This is a genomic window from Rossellomorea aquimaris TF-12, assembly GCF_001648555.1.
In the GTDB taxonomy this organism is placed as follows: domain Bacteria; phylum Bacillota; class Bacilli; order Bacillales; family Bacillaceae_B; genus Rossellomorea; species Rossellomorea aquimaris.
Map to the genome: position 1 here is coordinate 1 of NZ_LQXM01000006.1, position 9,272 is coordinate 9,272.

General features: G+C 38.4%; 6 protein-coding genes. All 6 read right to left on the bottom strand.

Going from position 1 to position 9,272, the window contains the following annotated elements; translation table 11 throughout:
- Nucleotides 1-448: 448 nt before the first annotated feature.
- Nucleotides 449-2,410, bottom strand: a complete 1,962-nt coding sequence (gene ftsH / locus IQI_RS01330) for an ATP-dependent zinc metalloprotease FtsH (RefSeq protein ID WP_064090880.1) — start codon at nucleotides 2,408-2,410, stop codon at nucleotides 449-451.
- Between the two features lie 214 nt (nucleotides 2,411-2,624).
- A complete protein-coding gene (hpt, locus tag IQI_RS21000; RefSeq protein WP_064090881.1) occupies nucleotides 2,625-3,173 on the bottom strand; it encodes a hypoxanthine phosphoribosyltransferase in 549 nt (182 codons plus the stop codon).
- 3 nt (nucleotides 3,174-3,176) lie between these two features.
- Nucleotides 3,177-4,583 (bottom strand): tRNA lysidine(34) synthetase TilS, encoded by a 1,407-nt coding sequence (gene tilS / locus IQI_RS01340; protein WP_064090882.1) that lies wholly within the window; start codon nucleotides 4,581-4,583, stop codon nucleotides 3,177-3,179.
- A 68-nt stretch (nucleotides 4,584-4,651) separates the two neighbouring features.
- Nucleotides 4,652-5,656, bottom strand: coding sequence for a protein kinase domain-containing protein (locus IQI_RS01345; protein WP_064090883.1), 1,005 nt, complete (start codon nucleotides 5,654-5,656; stop codon nucleotides 4,652-4,654).
- Nucleotides 5,625-6,365 carry a VWA domain-containing protein gene (locus IQI_RS01350; RefSeq protein WP_064090884.1) on the bottom strand — a complete coding sequence of 247 codons (741 nt, stop codon included), beginning with the start codon at nucleotides 6,363-6,365 and terminating at the stop codon, nucleotides 5,625-5,627. The genes IQI_RS01345 and IQI_RS01350 overlap by 32 nt, the downstream gene beginning before the upstream one ends.
- A 96-nt stretch (nucleotides 6,366-6,461) precedes the next feature.
- Nucleotides 6,462-8,954 carry a stage II sporulation protein E gene (spoIIE, locus tag IQI_RS01355; protein ID WP_064090885.1) on the bottom strand — a complete coding sequence of 831 codons (2,493 nt, stop codon included), beginning with the start codon at nucleotides 8,952-8,954 and terminating at the stop codon, nucleotides 6,462-6,464.
- Between the last annotated feature and the right edge of the window lie 318 nt (nucleotides 8,955-9,272).

Here is a 9,272-nt window from a genome sequence, read left to right on the forward strand (position 1 = left end):
TTTCCCGCAGGAGTCGAGCACCTTCCCCTCCAACCAACCTTCTAAGCATGAGTTTCTTGCTATAGACTTATTTAAAAGCGATTTAGGTTTGAAGTGTGTAGTGGTGAATTTAACTTGTATTATAGAAAGTCAGCCCTCTTTTAATTGTTTTTTGTCACAATTAAGCTCTGTCAAATAAATTTCCTTTGGTGGCGAGGGGCACTCCGGAGACTCCTCTCGGAAAATCGGGAGTGCCGATACCCCGGAAAGCGGAGCAGCTCCCCAAACCATCGAGCACACACTGGCTGACATAGCCTTGGCAGATCTGTTTTAAAATAACAACAATCTTTGCGAAAAGAGCCTATTTTAATAAGCATCATTGATCTGATTAAGATATCTCTAACCAAAGAAAAAAGGCTGACTCAACCTCCACATTTAAGTGGGGAAGAACCAGCCTCTTAGTCATATATTACGTGCGATCAGAGTTGTTTTCGTCTTCGCTAGAAGTAGTATCATCTGAAATCACGTCTTCGTTTTTCTTTTGGATATTTACCTTAACGTCATTATTCTCTTCTTCGTCTGAAGCATAAATTCGTTCTGGTAATTTACCATGATCCATTAAATGCTTAATTTGATCCGCATCTAATGTTTCTACATCTAATAGTGTCTTCGCAATCAACTCAAGCTTATCTCGATTTTCAGTAAGAATCGTCTTCGCTCGTTCATAGCTTTCTTTTATTAGACGTTGCATTTCCTGGTCAATTTCATACGCAATGGCATCTGAATAGTTTTGTTCACTATTGATGTCACGGCCTAAGAATACTTGACCACCTTGAGATTGACCAAACTGAAGAGGTCCGAGCTTGTCACTCATACCGTATTCAGTAACCATTTTGCGTGCAATTCCAGTTGCTCTTTGGAAGTCATTATGTGCACCAGTTGATACATCACCAAAGATGATTTCTTCTGCGACACGACCACCGAGTAAGCCAGTGATTTTATCAAGAAGCTCAGGCTTTGTCATAAAGTAACGATCTTCTCTAGGAAGCATTACAGCATAACCACCTGCTTGACCACGAGGAACAATCGTTACCTTATGAACCATATCTGCTTCATCAAGGACCAACCCAATCACTGTATGACCAGCTTCATGGAATGCCACGATTTTACGTTCCTTTTCAGATATAACGCGACTTTTCTTAGCTGGACCGGCAATAACACGGTCAGTTGCTTCGTCAATATCACGCATATCAATTTTCTTCTTATCTTCACGGGCAGCTACTAAGGCTGCTTCATTTAGAAGGTTTTCCAGATCAGCACCAGAGAAACCTGGCGTTCTCATTGCAATTGATTTCAAATCAACAGAATCATCCAGAGGTTTGTTTTGTGCATGTACTTTAAGTACCGCTTCACGCCCTTTAAGATCAGGACGATCAACTGTAATCTGACGGTCAAAACGACCTGGACGTAACAATGCAGGATCAAGAATATCTGGTCTGTTGGTGGCTGCAACAATGATAATTCCTTCGTTTGCGCCAAAACCATCCATTTCAACTAGTAGCTGATTAAGGGTTTGTTCACGTTCATCGTGACCTCCACCTAAACCTGCTCCACGCTGACGACCAACTGCATCAATCTCATCGATAAAGATGATACATGGTGCATTTTTCTTCGCGTTTTCAAATAAATCACGAACACGAGATGCCCCGACACCGACAAACATTTCAACGAAGTCAGAACCACTGATTGAGAAGAAGGGAACTCCAGCTTCCCCAGCTACCGCTCGTGCAAGTAGGGTTTTACCTGTTCCAGGAGGTCCTACTAAAAGAACACCCTTTGGAATACGTGCACCCACTTCAGAGAATTTACGTGGATCCTTTAAGAACTCCACTACCTCTACTAATTCTTGTTTCTCTTCATCTGCTCCAGCTACATCTTTGAATCGAACTTTCTTCTTCTCTTCGCTGTATAGCTTAGCCTTACTCTTACCGAAGTTCATAACACGACTTCCGCCGCCTTGCGCTTGGTTGAGTAAGAAGAAGAACAGAATAAAGATAATCACAAATGGAATAATGGTCGTAAAGAACGATACCCATCCACTTGTTTCTTTTGCTTGTAATACTTCTACATCGATACCTTGTTCTGAAGCTACAGTATTAATTTTCTCCATTAACTTACCATCAGTAGTAAGGACATAGGTTAAGAAGAACTCTTCTTCTTTAGCCCCTTTTAACTTTCCTTTTACTTCATAAACGCCTCTTCCAGGCTGAATTGTAAAAGAAGTAACCTCACCATCTTCAAGCTTATTAATAAAATTACTGTATTCAATATTCTTGGTAGGTTCATTATTATTACTAAAATAACTCACTACACCTATAATCACTAAAAAGACAAGTAAATAAAATATGGTATTTCGAAAGATCCGGTTCATCCCTTACCTCCTCCCACGGTAAACAAACTACGTAAAATAGTATCATAGAAAATCATGGCATTACAACAAATTGCACTTATAAAAGCGCGGAGATTGTAAAGGGGAATACATAATTGGAATACTGGCACCAAAAACACTTTTTTTTGAAAACAAAAACCTTATGTATGTCGCCCTCTTGTATTTCTTGAAAGAAGAATTCTTCTTTAGATTACACTTATTCTCCTGTTGTATACACTTCAGGTTTAAGAACGCCGATATACGGTAAATTACGGTATCGTTCAGCGAAATCCAAACCATATCCAACCACAAATTCATCTGGAACAATAAACCCTACGTAATCCGCTTTAATATCAGCTTTACGACCTGATGGCTTATCAAGCAGCGTTACGATGCTAATCGATTTCGCTTTACGATAACGGAATAATTCAACTAAATAACTAAGTGTTAGCCCACTATCGATAATATCTTCAATGATTAGAATATCTCTTCCTTCAACTTTCGTATCAAGATCTTTGACAATTTTCACTTCTCCTGAAGAAACAGTGGAATTTCCGTAGCTCGATACATCCATGAAATCCATTTCCATGTGAGTATCCATACGTTTGCATAGGTCAGCCATAAATGGCATAGCCCCTTTTAAAACTCCAATTGCTAGAGGAAAACGGTCTTGATATTCCTTCGTTAATTCGGCACCTAGTTCTCTGATCTTCACTTGAAGTTCTTCTTCTGAAATTAACACTTTTTCAATATCTTGATTTAACAATGTTCAACTGCCTCCTAGAAGATGATTGCTTATTAATTGTAAGACTAAACTCTTTTCTTTTGCTTCTCCCAAATCGTAAATAGATTTCTTAATTCCTGGAACCCAAAGGATTCGTTCTTCGGCATCAACGACAATTGGCCATTGGTCCCGAAGATGAACAGGAATCTTTTCGTCTATAAAAAGGGATTTAAGCTTTTTAGAGCCTTCGAACCCTTTTAATTTTATTCGATCTCCTGGTTTTCTCGTCCGAATAGATAAAGGGAGTGCAATGTGGTCTTCATGTAAGTATACATATTGACCGTTACAATCCTCTTTATTTACAGGTGCGGGATAGAAGTCGAATTGATATCCATTTGAAAGTTCGAGTGTTTCGTGAACGTTTAGTTCATAACAATAAGGTGATTGAATACACTCTAATTCCCCGAAATGGAAATAACATGTATGATACGCCCTTGTTACTTTTAGACCACTTGGTAAATCCAAGCTGGCATTAGGCGTTTTTCCTCTTAATATACCCAATACATCATAAATATGTATAGACGATAAGGAAGGTGGTCTAAGTTTGTAAAGATAGTTTAATATTAGATTAATCCCTCTTCTTTGTAAAGGCTGAGCCATTGTAAGAAAACCTTTAATATCTAAAGTGGAGAAATCCTTCGATTTATTCCATACCTTATTCAACTTTTGCCTTGTTAATTCCTCTAAATAGCCTTCATCTTCTATTAATTCTTCACTAAATTGTTGGAATTGTTTATGAACGAGTGGGTTTTCTTCTTTTAAAAAAGGTACCACTGCTTTTCGGAATCGATTTCTAGTATAGTCTTCCTTCTCATTACTAGGGTCCCGTCGAGGAGAAAGATTATACTCCTCACAATATTTCTCGATGTCTTCCTTTGTCACAGACAGAAAAGGACGAATAATCTTACCTGGTGAAAACTCCCTTATTAAAGGAATTCCCGCTCTACTCACACCGTTCGCTCCCCTTGTGAGCTTCATGAGGATTGTTTCTATTTGATCATCTCCGTGATGACCTAAAACGAGCTTGTTGGCAGATACCTCTATCATAATTTTATTCAGAAAGGTATAGCGAACGTCACGGGCAATTTTCTGAAGACCACCATTCGATTCCTTCATCACTTGTGAAACATCTATTCTTTCTCCAAAAAAGGGTATGTCTAACCTCTCACAAAATCCCTTTACAAAAAGGAGTTCGTTAAGGGACTCTTCCCCGCGAAACATGTGATCGAGATGAGCCGCAACAAGTTCAATCTCCCACACTCTTCTATTTGCATGGAGAAAATGAAGAAGAGCCAAAGAATCCGGACCACCTGAAACGGCCACAACTAATACATCACCTTTTTGGATAAGTTCATGACTTTGAATAAACTCTTTTGTCGAGCTCTCTAGCATAACATTTCCTCTTCCTAAACCATTTTCCTTATTGTATCAATTTTCACTTAAATTCTCACCTCATATGGCTACATTAACTCCCCATAAATATATAATACATATAAAAGAGACACGATGATTACTACCAATACAGTCTCAATAAAATGACTTGTTTTATTCGTTTTTTGAGCTTGATATCGAGTAGTTTGAGGTGAGGCATGAGTATGTGAAGAGTGAGATGTCCTTTTTCTTGTTGGATTTGTATTAGACTGCCGGGCATTCTGAGGAGAATGAGACAATGTGTTTAATAAACTCTCTCGCATCTCATTTGCAGAAAGGAAGTCCCCTTCTAATGCTTTTACAATAGTGGGCTGGAACTTTCTTAATTGATCCTTTGATTGAATAGCCTGCTTCAATTGTTGCATATTCCCACTTCCAGTCTTTGTGAAACGTTGTGGGTATGCCAAATTGATTAAGATCATTCCAACAGAGAAAAGATCATAGGTAGGGTCAGCTTTCCGAGAGTCACCTAGCCAATACCCTCTATCAAAAAACTCCGTGAATTCTTTAATCGCTCTTCCTGCAATTGTCGTTCCTCCGACATCTATACAGCGAATACGATAAGGAGGTCCAGTGATGATAAGGTTTTCAGGTTTTAAATCTCCAAATACCCATCCTTCCTTATGAATCCTTTGGAGGTCTGTTAATAGTTGAGCCACCAATACCCCTGTCCACGAAAATCCTTTCTCTTGTACGAAAGAAAGCAAATCTGGACCTTGTATATATTCCATACTATAAAAATGAATCGTTTTCCCTCGATATTCCCAATCATCTACATCAAGAAGCTTAGGTCCAAGCGGAGAACCTTGGACCTTAGAAAATGACTTTAATACATTAACTTCTGATGTAATCGTAACGTTACTTTCACTTATTTTTATTGCCTGGAATCCGGATGCTCCTTGTACAAGATACACAATTCCGTTTGCACCATACCCTAATTCTTTGATGATCGAGTAGATGTTTTTATACCATTTTCCTCTAATAACTGTCCCAGGAGAGAAATTAAATGGTTTCTTCGAAGTATTGTTCATCATCGCCACGAGAGAGCAATCCCCTTAATGAACGTTTTTTCTTAAAGTGTGTAATGGCTTCTGAGATAGCGGGACCCGTAGGTGTGATTCCACCTGGAGACAATTTAGAGAATATACTCGTAAGCGTTTCGAGTTTAGGTGTCCAATCTAGCAATTTTTCGACATCCTGCCGTTTCCCGGGAAATACAAATACGGAAAATTTATTATCTCCCATTCTCGCGTTTAAGCTCAAGGACAGGTCTAACAAGGCTTCCTTCACGGTTGGTAGCTTATGCTTCATGCTTGCAGATGTATCGACAAGAATCAACACTTCCATATCAACGTTTTCACCTAATTCATCCACTACCTCCATCACTTCTCCGCGTTGCTCTGGAGGAAGTTCTTCCATCGAAGCAGACTTCCCTAAAATTTGTTTTAACTCTTTATTTACGACCCCCTGAAGCGTTTGAGTCATTGCTTTTCTTGTGACCATTTGCACGGTCTGAGAGAGCTGTTGAGCATAAACAATTTGACTAACTCCACCTCCAGATAGAGCAATTCCTTCAATCTCCTGTAACCCATTATCATCAATCACATCATTATCCATGACCCCAATAACATTTACTGAAATCCCTTGCTCTTTTGCCAACGCTGACATGGCGATAGGGTCTTCCCCTTGGTTCGAGCAGCCATCTGTAATTAATAGAATTTGACGAAGTGTACCTGTCTTCATCATACTCCCCTCCTAATTCAAAAGATGGTATCATCTTCGCCGAATTAGAAGAAAAATATACTCTAGTTAACTATTTTTATAGGACCACAAATATCTCTATGAGATTCTTTTTTTATCCTTTCCTTTATTTGATTGCACTGGAATTGAAGACCATTTAGGAATGTTGTGTTTAATTTGCGATACAACGATTGTCATGTCGTCCTCAATCACTCCTGAACTCGAACGAATCACTTCCTCCATAAGAATATCCGCTATTTCTTGAGGATCCTCCGTTTGAAGCTCCTTAATCTTTCTCTTCATCCAAAGATCATAGTTTTCCACATGTTTTGGCCCTTCAAAGGCACCATCACTCATCATGATGAGGAGATCCCCTGCCTTCAATTGTTCTGACACAACATCTACCTCAAAGTCCTGTTGAAGCATTCCCATCGGTAAATTACTAGCTTCTATTTTCATCACCTTTTCCCCGCGTTTAATAAAGCTTGGAATCGAACCAATCTTTAAGAAGTTTGATGATGCATTCTGTAAATCAATCATGGCTAAATCCAAGGTTGAAAAAATTTCATCATTCGTACGTAATGATAAGATCGAATTAACAGATTTGATTGCAACTTGTTCTTCAATTCCAGACTCTAATATCTTTTTTAGTAGCCTAAGTGTTTCATTGCTTTCATAATGAGCCCGCTCTCCATTTCCCATTCCATCACTAATCGCAACAGCATATTTCCCAGCTCCTAATTCAATCATAGAATAACTATCTCCAGATACTAATCCTCCCCCTTTTGCAGCATGGGACACACCTGTATTCACAACAAATTTTTTAGCTGATCGGAATGTCACATGGCAAGTCCCATTTGGGAAATGAGCGCAATCTTCCTTCTGAACCACTATATTTTCACCTAGTATATCTGACAGCATAGGAGCGATAAGCTTTTCACCTTGTCCATGTCCCCCACAATAGGGCATAGTCAAATCAATATCCACATTCCCTTGCTCTAAGTTATAGATTTCAATATTTTCAATTTCAATTCCAAATTCTTTAATACTAGTTAAAATTTGCTCCTCCTGAATGTGATGATTCACCCTTTCCCTTTGGATTTCTTTCGCAAAATTCCCCATGACCTCTGAGACTCCTTTTAATTGGTCTGCTACTAATCGTCTACTTTCCTTTACTTGTTTTTTCAGTTTAAGGTTTGCTTGATAAAAGGTTAACTCTTGATAAATGGTGTCTTGAAGTTTTTTTTCTTTCGTACAATGCTTGTCCAATTCTCTAGCCAATTTAGGGGAAAGTGGAATTCGCCCTTCATCAAACTCCGTCATCACATCTTTCATCAAATTATAGGTTTTATCGAAATTCCGTGACCAGCATTGATCCTTCTTAAAGCATGTTTGACAAGTCTTCTCCGTTACATTACTTAAGAAATAATCAAACTCTTTATCCTCCTCCTCTTCAAATTGGTCTTCAATTTGTTGAAAACTATTTGATAATGCTTGGAATACAGATGAAAACTGGGTAACACGATTAGCCGTTACGTCCCTTACTCTACGCATATACCCTTGCTGTTCTTGTTGATATTCAGCAGTTCCAGGAATATGTTTAGCGATACTTGCGGTCAAGCTTTGAGGTGTTAAAAATAATAATAGTATCGCAACTCCTGATTCATATAAGGTTTTGGTTATAACTGTATCACTATCTCCGTACATTCCCATTAGTAACGTAGCAATTAACAGACCGATTGCTGCTCCAAATTTTTTCCCTTCCTTCATCAATCCCCCAAGGAGACCCGAAAAAGCAAGCAAGCTCATCTGATAAAAGCTTGAAACGTTCGCTAAACTGAAAACAAGACCTGTTACAACCCCCACAGTAGAACCAACTGTTGCCCCTGCGACGAATGAGAATAGGAGGACCAAATATCTCGATAATATATGCTCAATGGATAGATTGTAGACAGACCAGCCAATGGTTCCAGTCAAAATCGAAGCTAACAAAATAATGAGACTTACAACCTCCTCTGTTTTAAGTGATTTTCTTCTTCGTTGAACAGCGACCAGAGGAACACTCTGAATAAATATATAGGTTAAGATAAACGCTAAGCTTGCTTCTATGAGAGCCATAACTCCGTTGTAAATGGTTAATACTTGCCCTTGCTGTACATAATTAAAGCCAAGCTTGGCAACTAAAACAGTAAACAGAACATAAAAGGCAACCAGCTTCAGATCATTCTTATGATATTTTTGTGTTAAACGAAACACTAACAGGAATAATATCGCACTAACAAACGTATAACTGATACTAGATAAAGAAATCGATAGAGCACCTGCAAGTAAACCTATTAAGGCAATAGGAGATTTCTCTCTACGAATAATGTAAACCGTAGCGAAAAACGGTAAGGCAAATGGAGTAAGATGCGACAATATTAACGCTCTGCCTAGTAAAAATCCAATGACCAACAACGCAATACCCTTTTGAATAAACACTGTTTCAAGCCTAGAATAAATAGACTTTATTCCCTTAGAAAGTTCTACCCTCGTATGTTCAATGTCCACATTCTGTAAAGGCTCTATGATGGTCTGATTGGTTTTCCCCATGTAACATACACTCCCCGTTTCTTTTTGTTTAGTATAAATTGGACGAGCTTAAAAGTTTGTCAAAATGAGGGAATGCAACCAAAGAATATTTCGACGACATTCTCTTCGATCCGTTATAATATTCAGAATATTCTCGTTGAGTATTTACTTCATTTACCTTTTTTTATGTCTGAAAGTTGTTACATAAGCACTTAAAGGAAATTTGACAAATTCTTTTATTATATATGTTGACAAGTTTTTTCTTTCTATGTATTATAGATTTTGTGCCTTAAAGGTATACAGATATGGCGGCGTAGCTCAGCTGGCTAGAGCGTACGG

Bases quoted from the DNA above. Each gene is read 5' to 3' on its own strand.
- ftsH (WP_064090880.1), bottom strand. From the start codon at position 2,410: ATGAACCGGATCTTTCGAAATACCATATTTTATTTACTTGTCTTTTTA.
- tilS (WP_064090882.1), bottom strand. From the start codon at position 4,583: ATGCTAGAGAGCTCGACAAAAGAGTTTATTCAAAGTCATGAACTTATC.
- IQI_RS01345 (WP_064090883.1), bottom strand. From the start codon at position 5,656: ATGATGAACAATACTTCGAAGAAACCATTTAATTTCTCTCCTGGGACA.
- IQI_RS01350 (WP_064090884.1), bottom strand. From the start codon at position 6,365: ATGAAGACAGGTACACTTCGTCAAATTCTATTAATTACAGATGGCTGC.
- spoIIE (WP_064090885.1), bottom strand. From the start codon at position 8,954: ATGGGGAAAACCAATCAGACCATCATAGAGCCTTTACAGAATGTGGAC.